This is a genomic window from Halosolutus gelatinilyticus, assembly GCF_023028105.1.
Classification (GTDB): Archaea; Halobacteriota; Halobacteria; order Halobacteriales; family Natrialbaceae; genus Halosolutus; species Halosolutus gelatinilyticus.
The window spans coordinates 3,641,085-3,666,137 of record NZ_CP095491.1 but is presented as its reverse complement, the minus strand read 5'-3'; the positions used below and the strand labels follow the sequence as shown (position 1 = coordinate 3,666,137).

The window sequence follows — 25,053 nt, the reverse complement described above, 5'->3', positions numbered from 1 at the left end:
GGCCGTCGACCGTCGGGTCAAGGCTCGAGCAGCACTTTGATGACGCCCTCCTCGCGGTTGTCGAACCGCTCGTACATCTCGGGCGCCTGCTCCAGACCGACGCGGTGGGAGACGACCCAGCTGGGATCGGCGCGGCCCTCGATGATCATGTCGCGGAGTTCGCGGTTGTACTGCTTGACGTTACACTGCCCGGTACCGAACTTGTGGCCCTTCTCGAAGATCTTGCCGAAGTCGATCCCGAGCCGTCCCTGCTGGGCCATTTCCGAGGGGCCGCCCGGATCGGACGGAACGTAGAGTCCGGGGATGCCGAGCGCGCCGGTCGGACGGACCGTCTGGATCAGCTGGTTGAGCACGACGGCCGGGTTCTCGCGGGCGGGATCGTAGGCGTCGTCTCCGGGATCCGTCTCGGGATCGATCGCCTGATAGCCCACCGCGTCGACGCCCTTGTCGACTTCGTCGCCGTGTTCCGCGACGATCTGGTCGACCGGATCGCCCTCCTCGAAGTTGATCGTTCGGGCGTCGCAGTGGTCCTCGGCGAGTTCGAGTCGGCTCTCGACCCGATCGACGACGTAGATCTCCGAGGCGCCCTGGATCTTCGCGCTGTAGGCCGCCATCAACCCGACGGGTCCGGCGCCGTAGATCGCGATCGACTCGCCGGGTTCCAGGTTCGCCAGTCGCGTTCCGTGCCAGCCGGTCGGGAAGATGTCCGCGAGCAGCGCGAACGCGTCCTCGTGTTCGTCCCCTTCGGGGAGTTTCAGCGCGTTAAAATCCGCGTACGGAACCCGGAGCTTCTCGGCCTGGCCGCCCTTGTACGGCCCCATCGCGACGTAGCCGTACGCCCCGCCGGCGAATCCGGGGTTGACGTTGGTGCAGAACCCGGTATACCCGTTCTCGCAGTTCCGGCAGAAACCGCAGGCGACGTTGAACGGCATGACGACGCGATCGCCCTCTTCGAGCGTCGTGACGGCATCGCCGACCTCGCTGACGAGTCCCATGTTCTCGTGCCCGAAGACGATCCCCGGATCCGCGGCCGTCCGGCCCTCGTACATGTGGAGGTCCGAGCCGCAAATACACGTCGTCGTGATGTCGACGATGACGTCGTTCGGGTGCTGGAGTTCGGGTTCGTCCACTTCCTCGATCGCTACATCGTGCGGGCCCTGGTATACGACAGCGTCCATTGACATTAGGTGACAACCTCCACAGTGGCCGACCACGATTCGGACGTTAAACGTTGCTGTGAACGCGCGTCGCACGATTGTGTATGATTGCTAACAAATTTCGCAACAGTGCTTCGATGTGTCACGGTCTCGTCGTCGGGTCCCGACAGACCGCGTTCGGCGGCCCGGCGATTGTGGGTCGTGGACGGAACTTCGTCGTCCTCGTTCACCACGGACGGGGAGTAGTCCAGCCCGTCGGTGGCGATCGCGTTCCCGGAACCGTCGATATTCGACGCGCCGCTCGAAGCGCCGTTGAAAACGAAATCGACCCGACGCCCGGCAGGGTAACCTGATGCGAACGGGGTCGGTTCCGATCCCCCGCGAACGGCCGGGAGACCGACCTATACTATTTTCCGTTCGATTACGTACGACGCAGACGATGGACCTCACGCGAGCGCTCGGCGCCGACGCCGGGCTGACGTGCGTCGTCGGCGCGGGCGGGAAGAAATCCGCGCTGTACGAACTCGCCGATCGGCTCGATCGCGCCGTCCTGACGGCGACCGTCCGCATCCCGATCTTCGATCGACGGGTCGCGACGGTGCGCGTGACGGACGATCCGGTGGGGGTGCTATCGGCGGATCGGACCGACGCCGAACGGGACCGGGAGTGGCCGCTGGGACTGGTCGCGGACCGGGACGGCGACGATCGGTACGTCGGCTACGATCCCGCCGTCGTCGATGAGATCGCGGCCGCGGGCGCGGCGGACCACGTCCTCGTCAAGGCCGACGGCGCCCGCACGCGGCTGTTGAAAGCGCCGGGCGACCACGAACCCCAACTGCCCGCGACCGCCGACGCCGTCCTCGCGATCGCCAGCGTTCACGCGGTCGGCGAACCGCTCGACGAGCGCGCCGTCCACCGACCCGAGCGGGTCGCGGCGGTGACGGGCCGATCGCCAGGGGAGTCGATCGAGCCGGCGGACGTCGCGACCCTGCTGACGAGCCCCGAGGCCGGGCTGAAGGGCGTTCCCGACGGTGCAACGTACGTCCCGGTACTCAACATGGTCGACGACGACGAGGATCTGGCGATCGCCCGCGAGATCGCGCGCAGCGTCCTCGATCGGAACGCGGGGGCGCACGACCGCGTCTCGCGGGTCGCCCTGACGAGCATGATCGCGGACGAACCGCTGGTCGACGTCGTCGGGTGACGGTTCTTATGGGCGTTCCCCGCCAACCGACGCACATGAACACGACGGACGATCTCGCGGGCGTGGTCCTCGCGGGCGGCTTCTCGACGCGGTTCGGCGAGGCGGACAAGGCCGCCGCCGAACTCGCCGGGACGCCGATGGTCCGCCGCGTCGTCGATCGCCTGGCGGCGGTCGCGGACGATCTCGTCGTCAACTGCCGCGACGAGCAGGTCGCTCGAATCCGGGAGGCGCTGGCGGGGTGCGACGCCGACGTCCGGTTCGAAACCGATCCCGTCCCCGATCGGGGGCCGCTCGCCGGCATCCGGGTCGGCCTCGAGGCCGTCGAACGCGAGTACGCCGCAGTCGTCGCCTGCGACATGCCGTTCGTCGACCCCGACCTGCTCTCGCTCCTGTACGATCGCGCTCGAGGGGCGGACGGAGCGGTCGTGCGCCTCGAAGACGGCTGGTACCAGCCGACACAGGCGATCTACCGCGCCGACGCGATGGCGGCCGCCTGCCAGGCGGCGCTCGAAGCCGAGGAGGGGCGCATCGTGGCCGCGATCGATCGGATCGACGCCGTCACGGTCGAGGAATCGAAACTCGCGGACGTCGACGCGGCGACGTTCGAGAGCGTCGACACGCGGGAGGCGCTGGCGGCGGCCGAGCGGCGACTCGAGGAGTAGCGTTCGATCGCGGCGCGCCGGAACGACGTCGATCCGACCGACGGCCGCCGATCGACCGGGTTCGGTTCCGCGGGATTCCCAGCAACGTTTGTGCGAGAGAGGGTGACTTATGCCTCCTCGATGCGAGTTCCGATCATGAGCAGCGACAGCGAATTCGACCACGGAAAGGACGAGCGGTTGCGGAGCCGCGACGTGACCGAGGGGGCCGATCGAGCCCCCCACCGCGCGATGTTCCGCGCGATGGGATTCGACGACGAGGATCTCGGCTCGCCGATGATCGGCGTGCCCAATCCCGCCGCGGACATCACGCCCTGTAACGTCCACCTGGACGACGTGGCCGCGGCGGCGATCGAGGGCGCCGACGAAGCCGGCGGGATGCCGATCGAGTTCGGGACGATCACCATCTCGGACGCCATCTCGATGGGCACCGAGGGGATGAAGGCGTCGCTGATCTCCCGCGAACTCATCGCCGACAGCGTCGAACTCGTCGCCTTCGGCGAGCGGATCGACGGCCTCGTCACCGTCGCGGGCTGCGACAAGAACCTCCCCGGGATGATGATGGCCGCCATCCGAACCGATCTCCCCTCGGTCTTCCTCTACGGCGGCTCGATCATGCCCGGACAGCACGACGGTCGCGACGTCACGGTCGTGCAGGTCTTCGAGGGCGTCGGCGCCTACGGCACCGGCGAGATGGACGCCGAGGAACTCGACGAACTCGAGCGCAACGCCTGTCCGGGCGCGGGCTCCTGCGGCGGGATGTTCACCGCGAACACGATGGCCTCCATCTCGGAGGCACTCGGACTGGCCCCGCTCGGCAGCGCCTCGGCCCCCGCGGAGGACGAGGCGCGGTACGAGGTCGCCCGCCGCGCCGGCGATCTCGCCGTCGAGGTCGTCGAGGAGGACCGACGGCCCTCGGACATCGTCTCCCGCGACTCCTTCGAGAACGCGATCGCGCTCCAGACGGCGATCGGCGGCTCGACGAACGGCGTGCTTCACCTGCTGGCGCTCGCCCGCGAGGCGGACATCGATCTCGAGATCGAGGACTTCGACGAAATCTCGAGGCGCACGCCGAAGATCGCCGACATGCAACCCGGCGGCGACAGCGTCATGAACGACCTCCACGAGCTTGGCGGCGTGCCGGTCGTGATCCGCCGCCTGCTCGAGGCGGATCTGTTCCACGGCGATGCGATGACCGTGACTGGCCGGACGATCGCGGAGGAACTCGCCGTCCTCGAGGACGAGGGCGACCTGCCCGACGACGACGAGGTCGAGGCCGACTTCCTCTACCCGGTCGACGATCCCAAGGAGCCGGAGGGCGCGATCAAGATCCTCTCGGGCAACCTCGCGCCCGACGGGGCCGTGCTCAAGGCGACCGGCGGGGACCAGTTCCACCACGAGGGCCCCGCTCGCATCTTCGAGAACGAGGAGGACGCCATGACCTACGTCCAGGAGGGCCGCATCGAGAGCGGCGACGTGATCGTCATCCGAAACGAGGGCCCCCGCGGCGGTCCCGGCATGCGCGAGATGCTCGGCGTCACCGCCGCGGTTGTCGGCGCTGGCCACGAGGACGACGTCGCGCTGATCACCGACGGTCGGTTTTCGGGGGCCACCCGCGGTCCGATGATCGGCCACGTCGCCCCCGAAGCGTCCGTCGGCGGGCCAATCGGACTGCTCGAGGACGGCGACGAGATCACGGTCGACATCCCCGAGCGAACGCTCGCGGTCGACCTGGACGAGTCGGAACTCGAGGCTCGCCGCGAGGAGTGGGAGCGACCCGACCCGGTCTACGAGGGCGGCGTGCTGGCCAAGTTCGGGCGGGACTTCGACTCCGCGGCCAACGGCGCAGTGACGAACCCCAGCGTAAAGCGGGACTGACGCCGCCGTCCGGGGCTGATCGATCGATTCAGAGTGTCTCCGTCCGCAGTCGATTTTCGCGGCGGCTTTCGCTCTCTTGCACCGCACTTTCCGTGACAAGACACGGACTCTCACCGGAGGGCGAGTAATGTACAAATACTGCCTACAGTGCGACTGGAACCGGAGCACGGAGGAGGGCTACACCAGAGAAGAGGTCTCGAAGCAGGCGATCGAACACTTCGTCGAAACCGGGCACACGATCGATTCGGTACGCTTGCCACCTCCGATCATCCGCGAAAACTGACGGGAACGGCGACGCCGGGCCGTTACGGTCGCGTCCGCTCGCCTTCGATCCCTTCCTCCGAACCCGGCCCGATCGGGCCGTCGAGTCGGCGCCTCATTCGCCGTCCGAGAACCGGCCGAGTTCGGTCAGGACGGATTCGCCCGCTCTCGTTCTCGACGTCCGCCTCGATCACGACCGTTTCCGCGTCGATCGCGTCGACGATGGTCCGTTCGTCGCCGAGGTCGGCGTCGGCGGAGCACCGGTCGGTGTCCGGTCGTCCAGTTCGGCGACGATCGATCGTCGACACGCGACGCCGCCCGTCGGATCGACGATCGCGAGCCAACGCGTGCAACGCCGCCCCGAACGGCGGCGGCGATATCGGAGGGGACCCGCGCTTATAAAAGGAGTTGCGTGCTAGAAACGTCCAATGAACCGTCGGCGATTGTTGTGCGCAGGCGTCGCGATCGGCGTCGCATCCCTTTCCGCTGGCTGTTTCGGCGGCGATGGCGAGGACGAGCCGGACGACGAGAACGAATCAGGTGACGAGAACGAGTCGACGAACGGCGACGAGAACGCCGGATTCGAGGCGATGCCCCGCGTCGAGGACCCCCCGGAGGCGGTCTACCTCCCTACGCACCGCGACGGCACGATAATGTTGGAGACCCGAACGGCGGGCGAGCTCGCGATCTCACCGATGCTGTCGATTCCGCACTTCTTCTGGCTCATGCCGGGGCCGGAGCGGGTCGATCCGCCGGCGACGGATGCCGTCCACCTGATGGTCGCGATCTGGGACCCAGAAACCGAGGTCGTCATCCCGATCGACTCGGGGCTGACGATCGAACTCGCGAAGGACGGGACGCCCATCATCACCCGGTCGCCGTGGCCGATGCTCTCGCAGGGGATGGGATTTCACTTCGGCGATAACTACGAGATCGACGGGAACGGCCGCTACACCGCCACCGTGACCGTCAACCCGATGAGCGATGTTCGCCTGACCGGTGAGTTCGCCGGCCGGTTCGACGAGCGCACCTCGGCGACCGTCGAGTTCGAACTCGACGAGGAGACCCGCCGAGAACTCGTCGATCGGATCGAACGCTTCGACGAGGGCCGGTGGGGATCGCGGGACGCGGTGCCGCCGATGGGCGATCGTCACGGCGAGGGCGAGTCGTCCGATCGCGACGAGAGCGGCGATCACGAACGGGGAGGAGGACACGAGATGCCTTACTCGTCGGTCCCCCCCGTCGAGGCGCTCCCGGGACGACTGCTCGGCGAGCCGACCCACGACGACGCCGTCTACGCGACGACGCTGCTATCGCCGGGGTCGCGGTTCGTCGACGGCGACGAGTACTACCTGGCAGTCTCCTCCCGGACGCCGTACAACCGCTGCGTCTTGCCACAGCAGGCGCTGTCGGCCCGCGTCGCGCGCGGCGACGAGACGATCGCCGAAACGACGCTCCGAGAGACGCTCGATCACGAGTTGCACTACCACTACGGGGCGCCGATCGCCGATCTGCGGGCGGGTGACCAGGTGGTCGTCTCGGTCGAGACGCCGTCGCAGGCGGCCCGCCACCAGGGGTACGAAACCGCCTTCCGATCGCCGGGTGAACTGACGTTCGAGCTGGAGGAGGTGTGACCGTGCGAAAATCCGGCCCCGTATTCGCGATCGCGGTAGTGGTGATCGCGGCGGCGGTGGCGATCGCGTTCGTCGGCGCGGCCGGCGCCAGCGACAGCGCGGCGGTCTTGGAGATCGAACCGGAGGCCGCCGAAGCGCCACCCGGCGAGACGATCCACGTCGCGGTGGAGATGGCCAGCGACGGCGGCTACGGCGGTGCCGGCGTCGAGCGCACCGCGATCGGAATCGAGTACGACCCCGACGTCCTGACCGTCGAAACGATCCACCGTGGGCCGTGGATGGAGCAGGGGAACGAGACTGAGGTCGTCGCCGACGCGGACGTCGACGACGAAGCGGGCTACGTCCACATCGATCAGCGCCGCGACCCCGCGGACGGTGGCGCGACCGGGAACGCGCGCCTCGTCACGATCACGTTCAGGGTCGCCGAAGACGCCGACGGCACGGAGTCGACGGTGGCCATCGCGGATGTCGAGAGCGGCCTGACCAACAACTGGCCGCTGCAAACGTTCACTCACGACGGATCCGTTTCGGTCTCAGAGGGAGCGGACGTCGTCGACGCGTCGCCGCCGGACGGCCCCGCGGTGGTCGGCGACGCGAACGAGACGAGCGGTGGCGACGGCAACGGCGATCCTAGCGCCGCAGATGGCGAGGGAAACGACGGGAGCGCCGAGGGAACGGTGGACTCGATCCCAAGCTTCGGTATCACCGCCGCCCTCGTCGCCCTCTTCGTCGGCTTGTTCGCCGGCGGACTCGCGCGTCGCTCCTGATCGGAACGAACGTCGTTTCGCTCGATCGGCCTGCTCAGCCCCGGCGCTCGAGGATCCGATCGACGATCAGCCGCGTGGATAAGAGTTCGTCCTCGCGTTCGGGTTCGCGGGCGCTCGCGCGCTCGACCCGACAGTCGACGCCCCGGCGCTCGAGTTCGGCTTCGATGGCGTCGACGTCGTGGTGCTGGTCGTGCCCGATCGCGATCACGTCGGGATCGAGTTCCTCGACCGGGACGAAAATGTCCTCCTCGTGGCCGAGAACCGCGTCGTCGACGGCTTCGAGCGCGGCCACGACGTCCCGGCGCTGTCTCGCGGGACAGATGGGCGCCTCCTTGTGGTCGACGTTCGACGTGCGGGCGACGATGACGATCAGCTCGTCGCCCATCGCGGCGGCTTCTTCGAGGTAGTGGACGTGTCCGGGGTGGAGGATGTCGAACGTCCCCTGTGCGATGACCCGGCGCGTCATCCTCGCAGTTCCTCGTCGATGTCCGCCTGGGTAAAGTCGAAGAACTCCTCGGTTTCGGGAAGATCGACGTCGATCACGTTCAGAGACGTCGGCGTTCCCTGCGAATCGAAGGCCTTCCAGTCGGAGCGACCGTAGGGCGCCCCGATGATGATGTGAACGCTCCCGCGGCCGAACGTGTCAAGGTCAGCGCTGCTCGGCCGGATGACGCCGTTCGGGTGGGAGTGGACGCTCCCGAGCGCGTTCACGTCGTTCGGAATCTGGTTCGTCCTGACGGTCGCGCTGACGCTGTTGGACTCGGTGCCCGGCACCACGAGGACGTCCGTGATGACGAGCCCGTCCCGATCGAGTCCCAGTCGATCGGCCTCGGTTCCCCGGAGAAAGCCCATGTACTCGTTCGGGTGGGACGCCTCCGAGGATTCGAGGGCGAACTCGAGGGTCTCCTCGGCGATCCCGAGGATCTCATTCGATCGAAACAGCGCGTCGAGCAGCCCCATACCCGTACCTGTGGGCTTGCGGTTGCTAAACGTTCCGATAGGTATCACCCTGCTCCGCCTGGTCGATCGAGCGCGTCGACGGGCTCGCGATCGCGCCCGCGTCCCCGGGATCGCCGATGCGCCTTCCTACCGTTCGTGATCGTCGCCGTCGGTTCCGTCCTTGCGTACGATCCCGTCGAACGTCCCGTCCATGACCACCTCGTCCGCCTCGTTCGTGCAGATTCCGGAACACTCGACCTCGTACCGATCGTCGGTCTCGGCGACGGACTCGACGACCATCGTACAGGCGATCGTCTCGCCCGTGAACACCGGCCGGTAAAACTCGAGCTCCACGATGCGAGCGATGTAGCTCATGTCGCCGCCGATCTTCGTCGGCAGCGTGGCGGTGAGCAGGCCCTGTACGATCAGCCGTCCATCCTCGTCCGGGTCGGTGTGGATCGCCTGCTGATCCCCCGACAGTTCGCCGAACGCTCGAACGTCCTCGGGATCGAAGGTTCGTTCGTAGGTGTATTCGTCCCCTTCGGTCGGCGGCAGCGACACGTCCATGTACCACGAATCCCGGTTGGAGAACTTGTAGCTACCGTCCGTTCGACGGCCGGATCGGCTTCGACGGCGGCGGCCGGCGCTACGAGATCGGGCGCGTCGACGCTCCGATCGGGCGTGCCGGAACGAGAGCGGCCGATCTCCGCGATTCCGCTTCGGAAAACCAGCTCCGCGGCGGCTACGCGAACGGGAACAGCGACGAGAGGATCAACGTCGTCACCAACCCGGCCACCGAGATGATCGTCGTCAGGACGGTCCACGTCTTCAGCGTCTCCTCCTGCGTGAGGCCGCCGATCTCCTTGACGAGCCAGAACCCGGAGTCGTTGTACCACGAGAAGATGTTGCCGCCGGCACCGATGACCATGACGAGGTACGCCGGGTGGACTGACAGCTGGCCAACGAGCGGCGCCATGATGCCGGCCGCGGTCAGCATCGCGGCGGTCGCCGATCCCTGTGCGATCCGGACGATCGCGGCGATGAGCCAGGCCGTGACCAGCAGGCCGACGCCGAACTCCTGGAGCGCGCTCCCGAGATAGTCGCCGATTCCCGAAGCCGCCAGCATCGCACCGAACGCGCCGCCGGCGGCCGTGATCGCGGCGATGTTACCCCCACTTTTCAGCGCCTCCGTTAGCTCCTCGCTCCACTCGCTCGACGTCATGTCGTTGTGGCTGTACAGGATGTACGCGGCCACGACGGCGGCGAGCATCAACGCGACGTTCTTTTCGCCGAGGAAGACGACGATCGGCTGGATCACCTCGAGCGGGGCGTAGACGTCCGCGAACGTGTCGACGAAGGTGTACGAGCCGATGAGGCCGACGGCGACGAGGATCGGGGCGAGCGACGCGAACATCCCGGGTAGCGAACTCGTCGGTTTATCGGCGACCTCCTGCAGTTCCTCGGTCGTCGTCGACATGGTGTCCCGAAGCGGGATATCGAGGCGGGCGTTGATCCACCGGCCGTAGACGAGGCCGCCGAGGATCACCGACGGCACGGCGGTCACCGCGCCGATGAGGATCGTCATGCCGAGGTCGCTGTTGACCCGGTCCGCGACCGCGAGCGGACCGGGCGTCGGCGGCACGAAGACGTGCGCGGTCGCCGCGCCGGCCCCGACAACGACCAGGAACAGTGTGTAGTCTCGACCGACGCGTGCCCGCATCGATCGCGCAAGCGGGGCCATCAGGTAGAACACGCTGTCGAAGAAGACCGGAATCGCGAGCACGGAACTGCTCCCGAGCAACGAGATGTCGGAGTTTTCCTTCCCCAGCACGTTCTGGAACCCGCGGACGACGCGCTGTGCGGCGCCGCTTTCCAGCATCGATTTTCCGATGATGGCCGCGGCGAGGATCGGAATCCCGATCCCGGTCATGTTCTCCCCGAACGCTTGCGCGACCCTCGTCGCGGCCTCGGCCGAGCCGAAATCGGGGACGAACACCGCGTTGACTACCCCGACGCTGAACGCGGCCAGGATCAACCCGACGAATGCGGGAAAGTCGAGTCGGACGAGGAGGAGAACGACCATAGACAATCCGACGAGAAATGTCAACAGTGGGCTGTGTGTAAACTCCAACCCTTGTAGCGGTAGTAGCTCCATTTGCCAACAGGGTTCCCGATTTAAATTGGTATAGTTTTTGATCTAGATCCGAAAATAGTATGAATATTAGTTATTGTTAGTATGCATAAACTAGCTATTTCCACACGTATTTAGTCATTCGTAAAATAGCGTCCAACATATGGAACGAGCACTCGTAGTGGTCGAGCCGACGGCCGAATCGAAAGCCCTCGCACGCAAGGCAGGGACGTTCGCCGAATGCACCGCCGCGACGATCGTCCTGATTCACGCGACGACCGACGAGGAGTACGCCGCTCGCAAGCAGGCGATGTCGTCGATCGCCAGCTCCGAGGGAACGTACACAACCGACGACGCCCGCGAGGGCGCCGAACGATTCGCGCAGGACGTCGCGGCGGAGGTCCTGTCGGAGTTCGGCGTCGAGTACGAAACGGTCGGCTACGTCGGCGACAAAGGCGACGTCATCCTCGACGCCGCCGACGAGTACGATTGCGACCACGTCTTCCTCTCGGGTCGCAAGCGCTCTCCCGCGGGGAAGGCCCTGTTCGGCGACGCGACCCAGCAGGTCCTCCTGGAGTACGACGGGCCGGTCACCGTGGTCACGAACTGAGGCGAGAACGCGAAGGCGCGAGTTCGATCGCGGCTGCTTCGAGCTTCGACGTCCCGGTCGAACCGGAGGACGCGCCCGTCGAACCGGAAGACGTCCGACCGTACCGCATCCCGTCTCGGGTGCGCCAGCGACCCAACCGAGACGCGTCTTCCCGCTCCGTCAGCTCGCTTCAGATCGGAACCGGTCTCGAGAGGGGCGCTACCCCGCGCGCCGATCGATCGACCGCCGGTGCAGTGTCGGAACCGCGGCCGGTACGAGGCGGTGACATCCCTTCTTGACAAGGGTTATACGCGACCGTCTCAAATTACGGGCCAAGATGACAGCTGAGCCTGCCGGCGAATCCGGCGCGCGCGACGGGGATTCCGTCGTCTACGATCTCGCTGCCGAGTGCACCGCAGACGACGTCGAACGGAACACCCCCTATCTCGCCGAGATCAACGGTATCGTCGATTACGGCGTTTTCGTCGATCTCTCCGACTCGGTCTCCGGACTCGTCCACGAATCGGTCCTCGAAGGGACCTACACCGTCGGCGACGAGTTCGTGGTCGAACTGGAGAGCGTCCGCGACAACGGCGACATGGCGTTCGAACCGGTCGACGTCGACGAGTACACGCTGGAGGATGTCGATCACGACTACCCCCTGACGAGCACCGATCGGCTCGAGTCGAACGTCGGCGAGCAGATCCACCTCGAGGGCGAGGTCGTTCAGGTCAAACAGACCGGCGGCCCGACGATCTTCCACGTCGCCGACGAGTACGGCGTCGTCCCCTGTGCCGCCTTCGAGGAGGCCGGCGTCCGCGCCTATCCCCGGATCGAGGTCGGTGACGTCGTCCGCGTCACCGGGGTGCCCGAACACCGCGAGAACACGCTGCAGATCGAGGTCGACGGGCTCTCGAAGTTCGAGGGTGAAGACGCGGAAGACGCCCGTGAACGACTCGAGATCGCGCTCGAAGAGCGCGCCGAACCCCACGACGTCGAGCCGCTGATCGACTGGCCGGCGTTTGAGAAGCTCCGCCCCGACCTCCGCGAGGTCGCGAAACTGCTCCGGCGGACGGTCCTCGACGGCCGTCCGATCCGCGTGCGCCACCACGCCGACGGCGACGGGATGTGCGCCGCCGTCCCGGTCCAGATCGCCCTCGAACGGTTCATCGCCGACGTCCACGAGGACGCCGACGCGGCGCGTCACCTCATCAAGCGCCTGCCCGCCAAGGCGCCGTTCTACGAGATGGAAGATGCCACGCGCGACCTGAACTTCGCGCTCGAGGACCGCGAGAAACACGGCCAGCAGCTTCCCCTCCTGCTCATGCTCGACAACGGCTCGACGGCCGAGGACGTCCCGGCCTACGAGACGCTGGCCCACTACGACATCCCGATCGCGGTCGTCGACCACCACCACCCCGACCCCGAGGCCGTCGAGGATCTGCTCGACGCTCACGTCAATCCGTACCTCCACGACGAAGACTACCGGATCACGACGGGGATGTGCTGCGTCGAGCTCGCGCGGATGATCTACCCGGAGATCACCGACGAGCTCCGGCACGTCCCGGCCGTCGCCGGGCTCTCGGACCGATCGAAGGCCGACGCGATGGACGACTACCTCGCGCTCGCCGCCGAGGAGGGGTACGACGAGGAGCGGCTCCAGGACGTCAGCGAGGCGCTCGACTACGCGGCCTTCTGGCTGCGGTACAACGCCGGCGACCAGCTGATCCGGGATCTGCTCCAGCTCGACTCGGACGACGAGGGGCACCACCGCGACCTCGTTTCTTTCTTCGCGGATCGGGCCCGCGAGGAGGTCGACGAGCAACTCGACGCCGCGATGGCCCACCTCGAACACGAGGAACTGGACAACGGCGCCCACCTCTACCGGATCGACGTCGAGAACTTCGCCCACCGCTTTACCTACCCCGCGCCGGGTAAAACGACGGGCGAGATCCACGATCGCAAGATCGAGGAGACCGGCGACCCCGTGATCACGGTCGGCTACGGACCCGACTTCGCGGTGCTTCGGTCCGACGGCGTCCGACTCGACATCCCGCGGATGGTCTCCGAACTCGAAGCGGAGGTCCCCGGCGGCGGCGTCTCCGGCGGCGGCCACCTCGTCGTCGGCTCGATCAAATTCGTCAAGGGTCGCCGCGAGGAGGTCATCGACGCCCTGGTCGAGAAGATGGCCGAGGCGGACATCGACGAGGACCTCTCGAGCGCGGCGCCGATCGACGACTGAGCTGCGACCGATCGCGAACCAGCAGCCGCGGCGGGAGACGGACGCTCGGCGGGAGAACGACGGCGGAGACGAGACTCGACGCCGACGCGTCCCGGCACCACAGATGAATCCGACCAGATGGCAATGTTCGATCGACACAGCACCTTCGAACGGACGACCGTACTGCTGATCTCGCGGTCGTCCGAGCTGGTTCGAATCACGACCGCGACCGTCGAGGCCGACGACCGCGACGTCGACCTCCACGCGGTCGAGGAACCCGCCGAGGCGCTCGCGTTCCTCGGCGATCGTGAGTCCGACGCCGGCATCCCGCAGGCGAGTCTCGTGTTGCTCGACGTCAGGGACGGTATAGGCGGCCACGAATTCCTCGAAGCGATCGCCAACGACCGGCGGCTCGCCCGCATTCCCGTCGTCGTTTTCGGCGCCCCGGTCGAGTCGCGCCGCCCGGACGGCGACGAGAACCGAACCGGATCGGCGGCGACGGCGTCCGAGGTGCGAGCCTACTACGATCGGCACGCGAACGCGTACGTTCCGGTCCCCGCCGATCGCGAGGCGTTCGACGACGTGCTCGCTCGCCTCGTCCTGTTTTGGGTGTCGACCGCCCGACTCCCGAACCGGGACGATCGCGTCCGCTAGAACTGGTAGCGCCGCTCGTCGTCCATCGTCGGATACTGATCCGCGCCGGTCATCTCATCGAAGGTCATCCCCGAGAGGTACTCGTCGTAGGTGACGTCGTAGGCCGATCGAAGCTGGAAGTCGAGCTTTCCGGTGTCGACGGTCGTCTGGAACAGCAGGTGGATCGCCCGACGAACGAGTTCGTCGGTATCCTCGGGCTCGAGCGCGGCCTCGAGCAGGGCGAGTTCGTTTCGGGTCTCCCGATCGAGCGAGACGGACAGTTCCTCCTCGATGCCGGCGTACGACTGCTCTACGTCCTCGGTGAGATCGTCGAGGCTCATACGAGAGCGGAGTTCAGCCGGGCGGATAGTCCTTTCGTGCTCCGTCCGACGTCGAATTACCGACGCCGTCGTTCCCGGCCGCACAGCGCAGCACCGATCGGTCGAGAGCGCGATCGGGACCAGTACACGTAAGCCGTCCCGTTGGCTAGCACGACCGATGAGCGACGCGGAGTCAGAGCGGGGGCCGGACGACGATGACGGCACCGGCGAGGCGAACGAGACCGGTGAGTGGACGCTCCCGGACGACCTCGACGCGGTTCGGGAGGCGCTGATCGCGTGGTACGAAGCCGACCACCGATCGTTCCCGTGGCGGGAGACCGACGATCCCTACGAGATCCTCGTCAGCGAGGTGATGAGCCAGCAGACCCAGCTCGATCGGGTCGTCGCGGCCTGGGAGGACTTTCTCGATCGGTGGCCGACGACCGCGGAGCTGGCGGCGGCCGATCGGGCGGACGTCGTCGGCTTCTGGACGGGCCACAGTCTCGGCTACAACAACCGGGCGAAGTACCTCCACGAGGCGGCCGGACAGGTGGAACGGGAGTTCGACGGCGAGTTCCCGACGACGCCCGAGGGCTTACAGGAGCTGATGGGCGTCGGTCCCTACACCGCGAACGCGGTGGCGAGTTTCGCGTTCGACAACGGCGACGCCGTCGTCGACACGAACGTCAAGCGGGTCACCTACCGCGCCTTCGATATCCCGGACGACGATCGGGCCTTCGAGGCGGCTGCGAACGAACTCATGCCCGAGGGCGAGTCCCGCGTCTGGAACAACGCGATCATGGAACTCGGCGGGGTCGCCTGCACGCAGACGCCGCGCTGCGACGAGGTCGGCTGCCCGTGGCGCGAGTGGTGTGGCGCCTACGCCAGCGGCGACTTTACGGCGCCCGACGTCCCCACGCAGCCCTCCTTCGAGGGGAGCCGTCGCCAGTTCCGGGGCCGCGTGGTCGGGACGCTCCGGGAGTACGACGAACTCGGGATCGATACGCTCGGCCACCGGATCCGGATCGATTACACCCCCGACGGCGAGTACGGACGGGAGTGGCTCCGCGGCCTGCTCTCGGATCTCGAAGACGACGGGCTAGTCGAGGTCGACGACCGGGGCGGGGAGCCCGTCGCCAGACTTCGGCGGTGACGGCGGGCCGAGCGCCCCCGTTCGACCGTCGGAGACGGCCCGCCGATCCTCGATTCGAGGTCGTACATTTATAACCGACAGTCGCGAAGTTCGATACATGCTCGACCACGTGACGCGCGTTCTGAACCGGGCGCGATACGCAGCGACCGGCGCCGCGATCGGCGCCTTCGTCGGCGGACTGGTCAGTCGAAACGCCGCGAGCACCGGGGCCGCCCTCGGCGCCCTCGTCGGAGCGACGATCGGCGAGCGACGCCAGGACGTCGACGCGATCCGCGAACACGTAGACGACCTGACCGATCGCGGGCTCCGCTCCGAATCCGAGTCCGACGCGCGGTAATCGAACCGCATCCGATCCCGGCCGTCGCACCCCCTCGCGTTTTCGGCCGGAATCCGAACCGTCAAACCCGCGAGTCGACTGGCCGGATACATGGAGGTTCTCGTTCGACTGGCTGCGCTGCTCGTCGTGTTGTTGCTCGGAACGGGGCTGCGCGCGATCGGCGTCCTCGACGCCGGGCGGACCGCGCGGCTCAACGCGACCGCCTACTACGTCGCGCTCCCGGCGCTCATCTTCGTCTCGACGTTCGACCAGGCGATCGGCGACCTCCTCTCGCCGGCGCTGTTCGCAGGCCTCTCGATCGTCCTGTTCGCCACCGCGGGCGCGGCGTGGATCGTCCACCGCGGGCGGGGTTCGCGGCCGCGACAGAGCGTCGCGATCATCCAGTCGTATCACTCGAACCTCGGCTACCTCGGGCTGCCGCTCGTCGCCGCGACGTTCGACGCCGCGGTGACGGCCGCCGCGAGCGTCATCCTCGGCATCGTTTCCCTGATGCAGGTGCCGCTGACGATCGTGGTGCTGTCGTCGTTCAACGGGTCCGACGCCGCGATCGCCGACGAACTCCGGTCGCTCCTGACGAACCCGGTGCTGTCCGTGCTGGTCCTCGGCCTCGCGGTCGGCTCGATCGGCCTCTCGATCCCCGGCCCCGTCGTCACCGGCCTGGACGCGATCGGGTCGCTCGCGCTGCCGCTCGCGTTGCTCTGCGTCGGCGCGTCGCTCCGGGTCGATCTCCCGGACGTCGACGTCGGGACGACGGCCGCCGTTGCTGCGCTCAAGATCGGGTGGATGCCGGTCCTCGCGTGGCTCGTCTTCTCGACGCTCGCGGTCGACTCCGCCACGTTCGCCGCCAGCGTCGTGATGCTCGGGACGCCGACGGCGGTCTCGACGTACGTCTTCGCGAACGAACTCGGCGGCGACGCGTCGTTCGCCTCGCTCAACGTCTTCGTCACCACCGTCGCGTCGATCGGGTCGCTGTTCGTGCTGATCGAATTGGTCGGCTGACGACGGAGGCGTAGATCGTCCACTACCCGCGCGAACGGCGGAAGGCTCGCCGTGCTCGTCTTCCGTAACGAGGCTAGACCGGACGTAATTACTAATGCCGGGTAAACTGTTTTTCGGCTGGAGACCGATGTGTAGATGATGATCCCCTCGTCCGTCTTCCCCCTGCAAGTCGGCGATCCGACGCTGCTGGTTGGCGGCCTCGTACTCGTGGTCGCGGCCGTCACCGTCGTCTCGATGATCGAGATCGTCGACGCGTACGACAGGGGTGCGCTGACGATCTTCGGCGAGTACCGCGGCCTCCTCGAACCGGGGTTGAACGTCGTGCCGCCGTTCGTTTCCCGGGTGTACACGTTCGATATGCGAACCCAGACGATCGACGTGCCGTCCCAGGAGGCGATCACGCGGGACAACTCGCCCGTCACCGCCGACGCCGTCGTCTACATCAGGGTGATGGACGCCGAACGCGCGTTCCTCGAGGTCGACGATTACCGGCGGGCGGTCTCGAACCTCGCGCAGACGACCCTCCGCGCCGTGATCGGCGACATGGAACTCGACGACACCCTGAGCAGGCGCGAGATGATCAACGAGCGCATCCGGACGGAACTCGACGAACCCACCGACGAGTGGGGGATCCGCGTCGAGAGCGTCGAGGTCCGGGAAGTGACGCCGTCGCAGGGCGTCAAAGGGGCGATGGAACAGCAAACCTCCGCCGAGCGCAGACGGCGGGCGATGATCCTCGAAGCGCAGGGTGAACGCCGCAGCGCCGTCGAGAAGGCCGAGGGCGACAAGCAGTCGAACATCATCCGCGCCCAGGGGGAGAAACAGAGCCAGATCCTCGAAGCGCAGGGTGACGCCATCTCGACCGTGCTTCGCGCGCGATCGGCGGAGTCGATGGGCGAACGCGCGGTGATCGACAAGGGGATGGACGCGCTGACCGAGATCGGCGAGAGCGAGTCGACGACGTTCGTGCTCCCGCAGGAGCTGTCCTCGATGATCGGCCGCTACGGCAGACACCTCACCGGCAGCGACGTCGCGGACGGCGACGGCCAACTCGAGAGCCTCGAGTTCGACGAGGAGACCCGCGAACTGATCGGCCTCGACGACATCGCCGAGATGATCGGCGAGATCGACGAGGAGGCGACTCTGGACGTCGAGGCGATGGAACAGGAGGCCCAGGCCATCAAGGAGGGAGACGTTTCGAGCGAACCCGACGAGATCGATAGCATTTCGGAGACGTCGACCGGTCCCCGACCCGAACCCGATCGGGGGGCAGAATCCGACTCCGAGGGCTCGAACCCCGATCGGAGCTGAAACGGCGAAGGGAGTGCGAAACGCGAACTCGCTTACGACGGGAGGGGACAGAGGCTCGCCGTAAACACGACCGTCTCGTCGGTTTCGTTCCGCGCTCCGTGGACGGCGCCCCGTTCGTGGAGTACGACACCGGGGGCCGCGACTCGTTCGCTCTCGTCGTCTCGGACGACCGTGACCGCCCCTTCGAGCACGTGGAAGACGTTCGTGCTGTCGGGGTGATCGTGAGGGTCGAGTTCCGCGTTCGGTCCGAGGGCGAACGCCTTGACGAGTACGTCGTCCGTAACGGCCAGTTCGGCCGTCTCAACTTCGCCGTCGGCCGGGTCGAGGTCGGTTCGTTCCTCGGAGTATCGATCGAGCACCATACCCGGCGTTCGTGACGAACCCTCATAAACGACCGATCGGGCTCGATCGAGACCGATCTCTCTTTCTCTTGTAGTTTTGCTAATTCTACGCGCACGCGTGTAGCCGCCGTCGAACTGAACAACACGAACGCTACGAGCGGTCCTCGAACGCGTTCAGGTCGGTTTGGAGTCGTCGCGGCGCCGACGTCCGGGGATGGCTTTCGAACCGGGAAGCAGGCGGGCGATCCGCGTCACGTAGCCGAACTTGAAGAGGCCGACCTGCGAGCAGATGCCGAGCGCGACGAGCGCGAGAAACGCCGGCGCGGTGACGTCGAACAGCAGGGGCTCGGGGTGGAACGCCTCCCGCGCGGCGACGAAGTGATCGATCGTGATCGATCGGGACGCGAACGCGGCGCCGACGAACGCCGTGAGCAGGCCCATCATCCGCTTCGTCAGGAGCGCCCCGAGGACCGCCGCGACGAGACCGAGTGCGATCGCCGCGCCGGCCTCGACGTACCACGGTCCGTCGACGAGCACCGGGGCGAGCGTCGTCAGTCCGAGGAACGTGCCGACGACGAAGCTCATCGCGGCCACGGCGGCCGAAAGGAGCACGTACCCGAGAACGCCGCCGGCCACGGCTCCGAGAACGATCGATCCGGCGACGGCGACGATCCCCTCGAACCCGATCGCGGCAGCGACAGTCGGACCGGCGAGGTAACCACCGCTGCCACCCAGGAGGGCGCCGAGGAGCACGACGCCGTACACCGAGAGCGCGGCACCGCCGAACAGGAGGACTACACCGCCCAGCACGAGCGCGATACTGCCGAGATCCATCGTGACGACGGGGTACGTATCACTATCGGATAAATAATTGGATCTGAGACTATCATGATAATGTTGTGATTACTTCGGACGAAACGAGTGATGACGATATTGTGCCGGGTACCGGGCCCGTGGTACCCGTTCGGTACGGGAGTGGGATCGCAACCTGCACCGATCTGTCAAGGGCGTGCTACTGCCGAATACCTCGCTACTAACTATACAGCGAGTGCTGGAAGAGGTCCCTACACGGTGTTTCACATGAAACGTTTCTTCTCTCCCAGGACGGAACCCGTCGCGAACGGCCGGAAACACCCCCTCGCTGCGCTCGGGACGGACGGCCGAACCGAGCCCGTCGACGGAACCGCGACACGGCTCGCCGGCGAGTCGATCGGGTCCGTACGAACCGGCGCGGTGGGAACGGAGGTGAGCTAATGCGGGTCTGCTCGATCGTCGGCGCGCGCCCGCAGTTCATCAAGGCGGCCGTCGTCTCCAGGGAACTCGAGTCGGCGGGCGAAGAGGTCCTCGTTCACACGGGTCAACACTACGACGAGGAGCTCTCGGACGTGTTCTTCGAGGAACTGGACATCCCCGAGCCGGAGCACAACCTCGGCGTCAGATCGGGGCCACACGGCGAGCAGACGGGGAAGATGATCGCGGCGATCGAACCGGTCGTCGAGGAGGTCGACCCCGACGCCCTCCTGCTGTACGGTGACACGAACTCGACGCTGGCGGGCGCGATCGTCGGCTCGAAACGCGACGTGACCGTTGCACACGTCGAGGCCGGCCTCCGCAGCGAGAACCGCGACATGCCCGAGGAGATTAACCGGATCCTGACGGATCACGCCGCAGACTGCTGTTTCGCCCCGAGCAAACGCGCCGTCGAGAACCTTGCCGAGGAGGGGATCGACGACGGCGTCCACTGGACGGGGGACGTGATGTACGACGCGATCCTCGACGCGCGCGAACGGGCGACGAATCGGTCGACGATTCTCGAGGATCTGGGGCTGGAACCGGGCGAGTACGTGCTGGCGACCGTCCACCGGGAGAGCAACACGGACGTGCGATCGAACCTCGAAGCGATTCTCGACGGCTTCGCGGACTCCCCGCTGCCGGTCGTGTTTCCGGCGCACCCGCGGACGGTCGATCGCCTCGAACGGCACGGGCTGTGGGAGCGCGCGACGGCGGTGTGCGACCTGATCGAGCCGCAGGGGTACCTCGATTTCGTCCGCCTGCTCGACGCGGCCGAGCGCGTCGCGACGGATTCCGGCGGCGTCCAGAAGGAAGCGTTCTTCCTCGAGACGCCCTGCGTGACGCTGCGAAACGAAACCGAGTGGACGGAAACCGTCGACAGTGGCTTGAACGTCCTCGTCGGCCCGAACGCCGATCGGATTCGACGGGCGCTCCGGACCGATCGGAACCCGGTGACGAACGCCCAACCGTACGGCGACGGCCTCGCCGGACAGCGGATCGTCGGACTCCTAGAGCGGCAACTCGAGAGCGGCGAACCGGAGACTGAGATCGATCCCGAACCGTCGCCGCTGTCGTGAAGCCGTGACTGGATGTCGGCGATGAAGGTTCCGAAGACGCGGAGACGATGTCCGGTTTTCGGGACGACCCCGAGAGGCGTCCGATCGCGGCCGGTAAGCGCGACCACCGCTCACGGGATCGGTTCGGGCCGTCGGTTCGACGGTGAAGCTGCGGACCGATCGACGACACCGAGCGAGGGCGGGCGCCGGTCGATCGTCGTTCGGTCCGACCGTTCGGCGGTCCCAAGTTCCGTCAGAGGTTTCCGCTCCCCCAAACGGTTTAACCGTCCTAATTATATCTAATTACACCAGATGACAGCGAACTTCCCCGACTACGTAGACGTCGATTACACCGACGGCGAAGGCGAAAATCCGGAAGACTACCCGCACATCAACGACAAGATCGAGAAGGCGGTCGAAGTCACCCGCCAGGGGCTCGAACAGTACGAGAACCCCGCGGTCATGTGGACCGGCGGGAAGGACTCGACGCTGGTGCTCTACTTCGTCAAAGAGGTCGCCGACCGGTACGATCTCGAGGTGCCGCCGGCGATCTTCATCGACCACTACCAGCACTTCGACGAGATCCACGACTTCGTCGATCGCTGGGCCGGCGAGTGGGGTCTCGAGGTCATCTACGCGCGCAACGAGGACATCGGCCAGTACGTCGAGGAGAACGACCTCGAACCCGGCGACGACATCCCCGTCGACGAACTCTCCGAGCACAACCGACACCACGTCGACAACATCCTCGAGTACGAGGAGGACACGTTCCCGTTCCTGCTCGACACCTACGCCGGCAACCACCTGCTGAAGACGGTCGCGCTCAACGACGCACTCGAGGAGTACGACGTCGACGGCATCCTCTCTGGCGTTCGCTGGGACGAACAGGAAGCCCGCGCCGACGAGACGTTCTTCTCGCCGCGCCACGACCCGGACATCTACCCGCCCCACGACCGCGTCCAGCCCATCCTCCAGTTCGACGAGGCCGCGGTCTGGGAGGCCTTCTGGAACTTCGTCGTCCCGGACACCGTCGAGGCGTTCCCGGACGAGGGCTACGTCCCCGAAGGCAAGGACGACCTGCCGAACGACCTCGCGCCCGAGGACACCCCCGTCTCGCCCAAGTACTGGGAGGGCTTCCGATCGCTCGGCAGCGAGATCAGCACGGAGAAGACCGAGGACGACCCCGCCTGGCTGCAGGACCTCGAAGGAACGACCGAGCGCGCGGGCCGCGCCCAGGACAAGGAGGACCTGATGGAGCGCCTGCGCGACCTCGGCTACATGTAACCGACCCCCGAGTTCGAACTCGCAGCCGCGGCGGCCTCGTCGATGCCTCATTTTTCGAACGCGGGTTGTAACGACGCGTTCGGGACCGACATCGTCCACCGCTGAACGCGAATCTCGCCCGCGAAATCGGAAGCGAGCCGTTCGGGTTCGCGATCGGTTACTCCGACGACGGTTCGGCGGTCGGGGATAGCCCAAAACAGCCGTCCGGGTCGTACTCGGCCGCGATCGCGGCCAGCCGATCGTAGTTGTCGCCGTACGCCATCCGAGCCCGTTCCTCACCCTCGACGAACCCGGGGAAGCCCGGATAGAATCCGTCGACGGTCGCGGAGCGCTCTCGAAGCGCGTCCCAGGCGCGGCGAGCCCAGGCGACGTTTTCCGTGTCCGCCTCGGCGTCCTCCCAGGCGGCCGAGACGCACAGCAGATAGTCGGCGTCGCGGAAGCCGAAGGCGCTCGCATCGGGTTCGACGTCGGCGATCGACCCGCCCATGTGGTAGATGGAGAGGTCGCTCTCGTCCGACGGCGACGTCGCCAGCGACTCGATCAGCGTCTCGATCACGTCGTTGCTCAACTCGTCGGCGTACAGCGAGTGCCAGGAGTAGCGCCGATCGTCGGGAAACAGGAGCCGAGCCACCTCGTGAACCTCGGCGAGTGGCTGTGCGCCGCTGGCGTCCATCAGGGACTCGCCGAGTTCCCGTAGCGGAGCCATGGCCGTCCGGCCCGCTTCGACCCGCCCGGCGTACACGCCGTAGACCATGACTACCGGGGCGCCGACGGCCTCCGGCGGGACTTCGGGGAGCGGCGGAACCCGCGTCACCGCGACCAGCGTCGTCACTTCGTCCGGCGCGTTCGCGGCGTACTCGCGGTACGCGTCGAGAACGTCGCGGGCGGCTTCGATCGGATAGACGGTCTGGGCGACGGCGACGTCGGGGCCGACCTCGACGAGTTCCAGCTCGAACCCCGTGATCGCGCCGACGGTCGAGCCGCCGCCGCGAACCGCCCAGAACAGCTCCGCATTCTCGGACTCGCTGGCAGTCAGGACGGCGCCGTCGGCGGTGACGAGTTCGACGGAGCGGAGGGCGTCGATACCGAGCCCGAACTTGCGGCGGAGCCAGCCGATGCCGCCGGCCAGCGTCGAACCGGCGACGCCGTTTTGCGCCGCCGATCCGACGATCGGCGCGAGGCCGTGCTCCTGGGCGGGGTCGAGCACGTCGGATACTCGCGACCCGGGACCGACTCTCGCCGTTCGAGTCTCCGGATCGATTACGACCTCGTTCATCGCGCCCAGGTCGATCACGAGCCCGTCCTCGACGAGGGCCGACCCCGTGACGTGGTGTCCGCCGCCCCGGACCGACAGCGGAAGGTCGTACTCGCGGGCCATCGCGATTCCCGCGGCGACGTCCTCGCTCGACGCGGCACGAACGAAGACGGCCGGACGGCGGTCGATTCGGCCGTTCCAGAGGCGTCGGGCCGCGGTATAGTTCGGATCGGCGCGGGCGATCACGTCGCCGTCGACGGCGGTTCTGAGTTCGGAAACGACGGCTTCCTCGCGGATGGATGGGTCACTGCTCATCGGAACGCACCTCCTTACAGAAGGGTGAGACGCGTACGACGGGAGAGAGGATAAAGTAGTCTCGCACCTCGTCGCGACTGTCATCCGGGTCGACTCGAGGACGGCTCTCCGTTCCTCGCTACGACTCGCCGAACGCCGTCGACGCCGATCGCGTCAGTTCGTCGTGCGATACTCGCCGTGTTTGACGCCGATCAGGAGCATGAGCAGGCCGAAGATCGCCATGGAGGGCGCCACCATCATCAGAACCGTGTCGGTCGGCATCATATCGGCGCCGATCATTCCGACGACGCCGAGGGCGATCAGCGCGATGAAGGCCGCGGCCGTGGTCGGCAGGTCGAATTCCATACGTGGCGATTCGAAGCCCGACACCAAATGGTACCGGGAATCGGCAGTCCGTTCGAAACCGTCGAATCGATATCCGACCGGCGGTGCGCTGTCACTCCGACGGCCGCACCACGTTCGCGAGCGCGACGACGATCCCGAGGAACCACCCGATCGGGACCGACAGCCCGAACCACATCGCCGCGTACGCGGCGCCTTCGAGCTGGTAGTTCGATCGCAGGTACTCGTTTACGCCGCCGACGACGAGGACGTTGTCGAGCGCCCAGGCGGCGAAGTCGTAGCTCGGCTCGAGGATGTAGGGTTCGAGCGCGGGCGTCACGAGCGCGGCGACGACCGGCGGGAGAAACAGCGCCGTCATCGCGAACGGGTATGCGAGGACGACCGTCACGCCGCGGCCGCCGACCTTCGAGAAGGTCGCGGCGAGCGCGGTCGAGACCGTCGCGACCGCACTCGCCGCCGCGACCGCGAGCACGGCGTCGGTGGGGATGTTGACCTGGTCCGTGTACGACATCGCTCCCCAGGCGAGCGTCAGCAGCCCCCAGCCGAGCAACGCGACGCCCGTGACGCCGACGATTCCGAACCTGGTCCGGGTCGAGTCGAGTTTCGCCGCGTAGAAGCGGGTCGCGAGGCCGATGACGGTGAACGGATAGAGGAGCAGGAGCCCGATCGTGCCGAGAACGCTCCAGCCGTGATAGCCGAGCTTCTGCGGGAGCGTCTCCGGTTTCCACTTCCCCATAACTGAGTGGCCGCGGCCACGCTGTCGCGGAAAGGCAAGTTCCATCCACGCACCGTGTAACCGCTCTAAGTCGGTCCGGATCGCACCGACGACGCCACCACCGCCACCGCGTCGTGAGCGGGTAGACATACGCGAGGCAAAAAGCCCGCGTACCGTAAACTTTCCTGCTTTTTCTCCGGGAACGTCAGGTCGAACGGGGCGTCACGTACCGAGCGCCGTCGGGCGGTCAGTTCCGGAAC

The 25,053-nt window shown here is 66.8% G+C and carries 27 protein-coding genes; 15 read left to right on the top strand and 12 right to left on the bottom strand.

The genetic code is table 11. The features are described from left to right. Window positions 1–17 precede the first annotated feature (17 nt). A complete protein-coding gene (locus MUH00_RS17985; RefSeq protein ID WP_247004010.1) occupies window positions 18–1,178 on the bottom strand; it encodes a glutathione-independent formaldehyde dehydrogenase in 1,161 nt (386 codons plus the stop codon). Between the two features lie 418 nt (window positions 1,179–1,596). Here MUH00_RS17985 and yqeC point away from each other — a divergent pair, with 418 nt between their 5' ends. The 4 genes from yqeC to MUH00_RS17965 all read left to right on the top strand — a co-directional run bounded on the left by yqeC (window position 1,597) and on the right by MUH00_RS17965 (window position 5,181). Next, window positions 1,597–2,361: a selenium cofactor biosynthesis protein YqeC gene (gene yqeC, locus MUH00_RS17980; RefSeq protein WP_247000961.1), complete on the top strand. Its 765-nt coding sequence runs from the start codon at window positions 1,597–1,599 to the stop codon at window positions 2,359–2,361. A 35-nt stretch (window positions 2,362–2,396) separates the two neighbouring features. Continuing rightward, complete coding sequence (gene mobA, locus MUH00_RS17975) at window positions 2,397–3,023, top strand: molybdenum cofactor guanylyltransferase (RefSeq protein ID WP_247000960.1); 627 nt, start codon at window positions 2,397–2,399, stop codon at window positions 3,021–3,023. Window positions 3,024–3,158: 135 nt separating this feature from the next. Next, window positions 3,159–4,898 carry a dihydroxy-acid dehydratase gene (gene ilvD / locus MUH00_RS17970; RefSeq protein WP_247000958.1) on the top strand — a complete coding sequence of 580 codons (1,740 nt, stop codon included), beginning with the start codon at window positions 3,159–3,161 and terminating at the stop codon, window positions 4,896–4,898. A 127-nt stretch (window positions 4,899–5,025) separates the two neighbouring features. Further along, window positions 5,026–5,181: a hypothetical protein gene (locus MUH00_RS17965; RefSeq protein WP_247000956.1), complete on the top strand. Its 156-nt coding sequence runs from the start codon at window positions 5,026–5,028 to the stop codon at window positions 5,179–5,181. A 22-nt stretch (window positions 5,182–5,203) separates the two neighbouring features. Here the strand turns inward: MUH00_RS17965 and MUH00_RS17960 are convergent, their stop codons facing one another. Then, a complete protein-coding gene (locus MUH00_RS17960; protein ID WP_247000954.1) occupies window positions 5,204–5,467 on the bottom strand; it encodes a hypothetical protein in 264 nt (87 codons plus the stop codon). Between the two features lie 120 nt (window positions 5,468–5,587). Here MUH00_RS17960 and MUH00_RS17955 point away from each other — a divergent pair, with 120 nt between their 5' ends. Together MUH00_RS17955 and MUH00_RS17950 are read left to right on the top strand one after the other, a co-directional pair. Continuing rightward, window positions 5,588–6,793: a DUF7350 domain-containing protein gene (locus MUH00_RS17955; RefSeq protein ID WP_247000952.1), complete on the top strand. Its 1,206-nt coding sequence runs from the start codon at window positions 5,588–5,590 to the stop codon at window positions 6,791–6,793. Next, window positions 6,790–7,560: a cohesin domain-containing protein gene (locus MUH00_RS17950; protein ID WP_247000950.1), complete on the top strand. Its 771-nt coding sequence runs from the start codon at window positions 6,790–6,792 to the stop codon at window positions 7,558–7,560. The genes MUH00_RS17955 and MUH00_RS17950 overlap by 4 nt, the downstream gene beginning before the upstream one ends. A 34-nt stretch (window positions 7,561–7,594) precedes the next feature. Here the strand turns inward: MUH00_RS17950 and MUH00_RS17945 are convergent, their stop codons facing one another. The 4 genes from MUH00_RS17945 to MUH00_RS17930 all read right to left on the bottom strand — a co-directional run bounded on the left by MUH00_RS17945 (window position 7,595) and on the right by MUH00_RS17930 (window position 10,654). Next, a complete protein-coding gene (locus tag MUH00_RS17945) occupies window positions 7,595–8,026 on the bottom strand; it encodes an FAD synthase family protein (protein ID WP_247000948.1) in 432 nt (143 codons plus the stop codon). After that, complete coding sequence (locus MUH00_RS17940; protein WP_247000946.1) at window positions 8,023–8,520, bottom strand: Mov34/MPN/PAD-1 family protein; 498 nt, start codon at window positions 8,518–8,520, stop codon at window positions 8,023–8,025. The genes MUH00_RS17945 and MUH00_RS17940 overlap by 4 nt, the downstream gene beginning before the upstream one ends. Window positions 8,521–8,646: 126 nt before the next feature. Beyond that, complete coding sequence (locus MUH00_RS17935) at window positions 8,647–9,066, bottom strand: MaoC/PaaZ C-terminal domain-containing protein (protein ID WP_247000944.1); 420 nt, start codon at window positions 9,064–9,066, stop codon at window positions 8,647–8,649. Between the two features lie 175 nt (window positions 9,067–9,241). Continuing rightward, window positions 9,242–10,654, bottom strand: a complete 1,413-nt coding sequence (locus tag MUH00_RS17930; RefSeq protein ID WP_247000942.1) for a GntP family permease — start codon at window positions 10,652–10,654, stop codon at window positions 9,242–9,244. A gap of 139 nt (window positions 10,655–10,793) precedes the next feature. Between MUH00_RS17930 and MUH00_RS17925 the strand changes: the two genes are divergently transcribed. The 3 genes from MUH00_RS17925 to MUH00_RS17915 all read left to right on the top strand — a co-directional run bounded on the left by MUH00_RS17925 (window position 10,794) and on the right by MUH00_RS17915 (window position 14,094). Further along, window positions 10,794–11,240 (top strand): universal stress protein, encoded by a 447-nt coding sequence (locus tag MUH00_RS17925; protein WP_247000940.1) that lies wholly within the window; start codon window positions 10,794–10,796, stop codon window positions 11,238–11,240. A 316-nt stretch (window positions 11,241–11,556) separates the two neighbouring features. Further along, the gene (gene han / locus MUH00_RS17920; RefSeq protein WP_247000923.1) at window positions 11,557–13,461 is read left to right on the top strand and encodes a Hef-associated nuclease; all 1,905 of its coding nucleotides are present in this window, start codon (window positions 11,557–11,559) and stop codon (window positions 13,459–13,461) included. 123 nt (window positions 13,462–13,584) lie between these two features. Then, on the top strand, window positions 13,585–14,094 hold the full coding sequence (locus MUH00_RS17915) for a response regulator (protein ID WP_247000921.1): 510 nt from the start codon (window positions 13,585–13,587) through the stop codon (window positions 14,092–14,094). Here the strand turns inward: MUH00_RS17915 and MUH00_RS17910 are convergent. After that, window positions 14,091–14,414 (bottom strand): ribbon-helix-helix protein, encoded by a 324-nt coding sequence (locus MUH00_RS17910; RefSeq protein ID WP_247000919.1) that lies wholly within the window; start codon window positions 14,412–14,414, stop codon window positions 14,091–14,093. The two genes, MUH00_RS17915 and MUH00_RS17910, sit on opposite strands and share 4 nt — an antisense overlap. Before the next feature lie 157 nt (window positions 14,415–14,571). Between MUH00_RS17910 and MUH00_RS17905 the strand changes: the two genes are divergently transcribed. The 4 genes from MUH00_RS17905 to MUH00_RS17890 all read left to right on the top strand — a co-directional run bounded on the left by MUH00_RS17905 (window position 14,572) and on the right by MUH00_RS17890 (window position 18,193). After that, the gene (locus MUH00_RS17905) at window positions 14,572–15,546 is read left to right on the top strand and encodes an HhH-GPD family protein (protein ID WP_247000917.1); all 975 of its coding nucleotides are present in this window, start codon (window positions 14,572–14,574) and stop codon (window positions 15,544–15,546) included. Between the two features lie 97 nt (window positions 15,547–15,643). After that, window positions 15,644–15,883 (top strand): glycine zipper 2TM domain-containing protein, encoded by a 240-nt coding sequence (locus tag MUH00_RS17900; protein WP_247000915.1) that lies wholly within the window; start codon window positions 15,644–15,646, stop codon window positions 15,881–15,883. Between the two features lie 90 nt (window positions 15,884–15,973). Next, a complete protein-coding gene (locus MUH00_RS17895; RefSeq protein ID WP_247000913.1) occupies window positions 15,974–16,882 on the top strand; it encodes an AEC family transporter in 909 nt (302 codons plus the stop codon). A 138-nt stretch (window positions 16,883–17,020) separates the two neighbouring features. Next, complete coding sequence (locus MUH00_RS17890) at window positions 17,021–18,193, top strand: SPFH domain-containing protein (RefSeq protein ID WP_247000911.1); 1,173 nt, start codon at window positions 17,021–17,023, stop codon at window positions 18,191–18,193. Between the two features lie 32 nt (window positions 18,194–18,225). On the opposite strand, the gene MUH00_RS17885 is transcribed toward MUH00_RS17890, so the two are convergent. Together MUH00_RS17885 and MUH00_RS17880 are read right to left on the bottom strand one after the other, a co-directional pair. Further along, the gene (locus tag MUH00_RS17885) at window positions 18,226–18,555 is read right to left on the bottom strand and encodes a cupin domain-containing protein (protein ID WP_247000910.1); all 330 of its coding nucleotides are present in this window, start codon (window positions 18,553–18,555) and stop codon (window positions 18,226–18,228) included. 153 nt (window positions 18,556–18,708) lie between these two features. After that, window positions 18,709–19,368, bottom strand: a complete 660-nt coding sequence (locus MUH00_RS17880; RefSeq protein ID WP_247000909.1) for a phosphate ABC transporter permease — start codon at window positions 19,366–19,368, stop codon at window positions 18,709–18,711. 419 nt (window positions 19,369–19,787) lie between these two features. Between MUH00_RS17880 and wecB the strand changes: the two genes are divergently transcribed. Together wecB and MUH00_RS17870 are read left to right on the top strand one after the other, a co-directional pair. Continuing rightward, window positions 19,788–20,903 carry a non-hydrolyzing UDP-N-acetylglucosamine 2-epimerase gene (gene wecB / locus MUH00_RS17875; protein ID WP_247000908.1) on the top strand — a complete coding sequence of 372 codons (1,116 nt, stop codon included), beginning with the start codon at window positions 19,788–19,790 and terminating at the stop codon, window positions 20,901–20,903. A 291-nt stretch (window positions 20,904–21,194) separates the two neighbouring features. Beyond that, window positions 21,195–22,166: a phosphoadenosine phosphosulfate reductase family protein gene (locus tag MUH00_RS17870; protein ID WP_247000907.1), complete on the top strand. Its 972-nt coding sequence runs from the start codon at window positions 21,195–21,197 to the stop codon at window positions 22,164–22,166. Between the two features lie 157 nt (window positions 22,167–22,323). On the opposite strand, the gene MUH00_RS17865 is transcribed toward MUH00_RS17870, so the two are convergent. The 3 genes from MUH00_RS17865 to MUH00_RS17855 form a co-directional block, all read right to left on the bottom strand. After that, window positions 22,324–23,736: an FAD-binding oxidoreductase gene (locus MUH00_RS17865; protein WP_247000906.1), complete on the bottom strand. Its 1,413-nt coding sequence runs from the start codon at window positions 23,734–23,736 to the stop codon at window positions 22,324–22,326. Between the two features lie 153 nt (window positions 23,737–23,889). Further along, window positions 23,890–24,081, bottom strand: coding sequence for a DUF7333 family protein (locus MUH00_RS17860; RefSeq protein WP_247000905.1), 192 nt, complete (start codon window positions 24,079–24,081; stop codon window positions 23,890–23,892). A gap of 91 nt (window positions 24,082–24,172) precedes the next feature. After that, a complete protein-coding gene (locus MUH00_RS17855; protein ID WP_247000904.1) occupies window positions 24,173–24,943 on the bottom strand; it encodes a hypothetical protein in 771 nt (256 codons plus the stop codon). Window positions 24,944–25,053 lie beyond the last annotated feature (110 nt).

What these genes read in the sequence shown, in the direction of transcription:
- MUH00_RS17985 (WP_247004010.1), bottom strand. Translation starts at nt 1,178, where the DNA reads ATGGACGCTGTCGTATACCAGGGCCCGCACGATGTAGCGATCGAGGAA.
- yqeC (WP_247000961.1), top strand. Translation starts at nt 1,597, where the DNA reads ATGGACCTCACGCGAGCGCTCGGCGCCGACGCCGGGCTGACGTGCGTC.
- mobA (WP_247000960.1), top strand. Translation starts at nt 2,397, where the DNA reads ATGAACACGACGGACGATCTCGCGGGCGTGGTCCTCGCGGGCGGCTTC.
- ilvD (WP_247000958.1), top strand. Translation starts at nt 3,159, where the DNA reads ATGAGCAGCGACAGCGAATTCGACCACGGAAAGGACGAGCGGTTGCGG.
- MUH00_RS17965 (WP_247000956.1), top strand. Translation starts at nt 5,026, where the DNA reads ATGTACAAATACTGCCTACAGTGCGACTGGAACCGGAGCACGGAGGAG.
- MUH00_RS17955 (WP_247000952.1), top strand. Translation starts at nt 5,588, where the DNA reads ATGAACCGTCGGCGATTGTTGTGCGCAGGCGTCGCGATCGGCGTCGCA.
- MUH00_RS17945 (WP_247000948.1), bottom strand. Translation starts at nt 8,026, where the DNA reads ATGACGCGCCGGGTCATCGCACAGGGGACGTTCGACATCCTCCACCCC.
- MUH00_RS17940 (WP_247000946.1), bottom strand. Translation starts at nt 8,520, where the DNA reads ATGGGGCTGCTCGACGCGCTGTTTCGATCGAATGAGATCCTCGGGATC.
- MUH00_RS17935 (WP_247000944.1), bottom strand. Translation starts at nt 9,066, where the DNA reads ATGGACGTGTCGCTGCCGCCGACCGAAGGGGACGAATACACCTACGAA.
- MUH00_RS17930 (WP_247000942.1), bottom strand. Translation starts at nt 10,654, where the DNA reads ATGGAGCTACTACCGCTACAAGGGTTGGAGTTTACACACAGCCCACTG.
- MUH00_RS17925 (WP_247000940.1), top strand. Translation starts at nt 10,794, where the DNA reads ATGGAACGAGCACTCGTAGTGGTCGAGCCGACGGCCGAATCGAAAGCC.
- han (WP_247000923.1), top strand. Translation starts at nt 11,557, where the DNA reads ATGACAGCTGAGCCTGCCGGCGAATCCGGCGCGCGCGACGGGGATTCC.
- MUH00_RS17915 (WP_247000921.1), top strand. Translation starts at nt 13,585, where the DNA reads ATGTTCGATCGACACAGCACCTTCGAACGGACGACCGTACTGCTGATC.
- MUH00_RS17910 (WP_247000919.1), bottom strand. Translation starts at nt 14,414, where the DNA reads ATGAGCCTCGACGATCTCACCGAGGACGTAGAGCAGTCGTACGCCGGC.
- MUH00_RS17905 (WP_247000917.1), top strand. Translation starts at nt 14,572, where the DNA reads ATGAGCGACGCGGAGTCAGAGCGGGGGCCGGACGACGATGACGGCACC.
- MUH00_RS17900 (WP_247000915.1), top strand. Translation starts at nt 15,644, where the DNA reads ATGCTCGACCACGTGACGCGCGTTCTGAACCGGGCGCGATACGCAGCG.
- MUH00_RS17895 (WP_247000913.1), top strand. Translation starts at nt 15,974, where the DNA reads ATGGAGGTTCTCGTTCGACTGGCTGCGCTGCTCGTCGTGTTGTTGCTC.
- MUH00_RS17890 (WP_247000911.1), top strand. Translation starts at nt 17,021, where the DNA reads ATGATCCCCTCGTCCGTCTTCCCCCTGCAAGTCGGCGATCCGACGCTG.
- MUH00_RS17885 (WP_247000910.1), bottom strand. Translation starts at nt 18,555, where the DNA reads ATGGTGCTCGATCGATACTCCGAGGAACGAACCGACCTCGACCCGGCC.
- MUH00_RS17880 (WP_247000909.1), bottom strand. Translation starts at nt 19,368, where the DNA reads ATGGATCTCGGCAGTATCGCGCTCGTGCTGGGCGGTGTAGTCCTCCTG.
- wecB (WP_247000908.1), top strand. Translation starts at nt 19,788, where the DNA reads ATGCGGGTCTGCTCGATCGTCGGCGCGCGCCCGCAGTTCATCAAGGCG.
- MUH00_RS17870 (WP_247000907.1), top strand. Translation starts at nt 21,195, where the DNA reads ATGACAGCGAACTTCCCCGACTACGTAGACGTCGATTACACCGACGGC.
- MUH00_RS17865 (WP_247000906.1), bottom strand. Translation starts at nt 23,736, where the DNA reads ATGAGCAGTGACCCATCCATCCGCGAGGAAGCCGTCGTTTCCGAACTC.
- MUH00_RS17860 (WP_247000905.1), bottom strand. Translation starts at nt 24,081, where the DNA reads ATGGAATTCGACCTGCCGACCACGGCCGCGGCCTTCATCGCGCTGATC.
- MUH00_RS17855 (WP_247000904.1), bottom strand. Translation starts at nt 24,943, where the DNA reads ATGTCTACCCGCTCACGACGCGGTGGCGGTGGTGGCGTCGTCGGTGCG.